The sequence below is a fragment of the Streptomyces sp. NRRL B-24484 genome (assembly GCF_000717715.1).
In the GTDB taxonomy this organism is placed as follows: domain Bacteria; phylum Actinomycetota; class Actinomycetes; order Streptomycetales; family Streptomycetaceae; genus Kitasatospora.
This window is the reverse complement of the sequence record NZ_JOAI01000130.1, coordinates 1-976: the sequence shown is the minus strand read 5'-3', so window position 1 is coordinate 976 and position 976 is coordinate 1. Positions and strand designations below refer to the sequence as shown.

Annotated in this window: 1 protein-coding gene; it reads right to left on the bottom strand. The window is 63.2% G+C overall.

The features are described from left to right. Window positions 1–159: 159 nt before the first annotated feature. A complete protein-coding gene (locus IE98_RS0141560) occupies window positions 160–504 on the bottom strand; it encodes a hypothetical protein (RefSeq protein ID WP_030277949.1) in 345 nt (114 codons plus the stop codon). Window positions 505–976 lie beyond the last annotated feature (472 nt).

The following is a 976-nucleotide window of genomic DNA, read 5'->3' as shown; positions in this document are numbered from 1 at the left end:
GTGGGCGGTGGGGGGTGGGGGCGGCGGAGCCGACCCATACAGGCCGGCAATTGGGGTTGGCGTGTTCGCCGGCCTCTGGAGGCCGGAAAGAGCCTTCTAGGGGCCCCGGGCTGTGCCCGGGGCGGTGACCCGGGCACAGCCCACCGAGTGGACTCAGAGTCAGAGGCGGGAAAGGAGAACTTCGCGCGGGTGGAGAACCCGGACGCTTCGGCCGCCGCCGACCATTACCTTGACGACAGGCCAGCCGTTGAAGGCGAAGGCAGCGACGATCAGATTCTTGACCGACTCGCGGAACTCCGTGGACCACTCGTCCTTCGGGTCGGCGGTGATGGTCACGCCGTCGAGCTGGTAGGAGTAGGTGATCAGACCCGGGCCGCAGGTTCCGGCGGGAAGCTTCGGCATGACGGAGGCAATGACCGGAGCGGAGTCCGTGATTACCTCCGTGAGCTGGGAGATCTGTTCCATGCCGTAGTCCGGGTAATTGTCGTCGCGGTAGTCAGACATTCTGAGCCTCTTTCTGATGGCGGTGTGTTCCGAGTGGCCGGGCGGAGCGCCAACCCCTTTCCGACATGAAGAAGAATACCACATCTGAAATTTGATCGGGAGGGTTAAGGCCCGGAGGGCGGACCGAATCCAATCCGAATGGTGTAGACCTATAGCGAGCGGACTGGACCATTCAAGGAAAATTGGTCTACACCATAATCAACTGACGCTAAGTCAGCAATCCACCGATTGGATGCCAGGGGATGGGTGACGGCGGTTCCGCTACACTGGATCCATGACCACCCGACCTCACCACCTAAGCGCGGAGCGCGACGGCTGCAAGGCCCTGAACTGCACATATGTGGACCTGAATACCAATCAATCCGGGCAAGTCTGCAGCGCTCCGGAGGAGCGCAGTCACTTGCGCCCATCCGCCACGGAGTGGCGGAGCAGCACACCGCCGCGTAGCGGCGGCGCGGCGCGGCTCCGGAGG

Coding starts and splice junctions, on each gene's coding strand:
- IE98_RS0141560 (WP_030277949.1), bottom strand. CDS start 504: ATGTCTGACTACCGCGACGACAATTACCCGGACTACGGCATGGAACAG.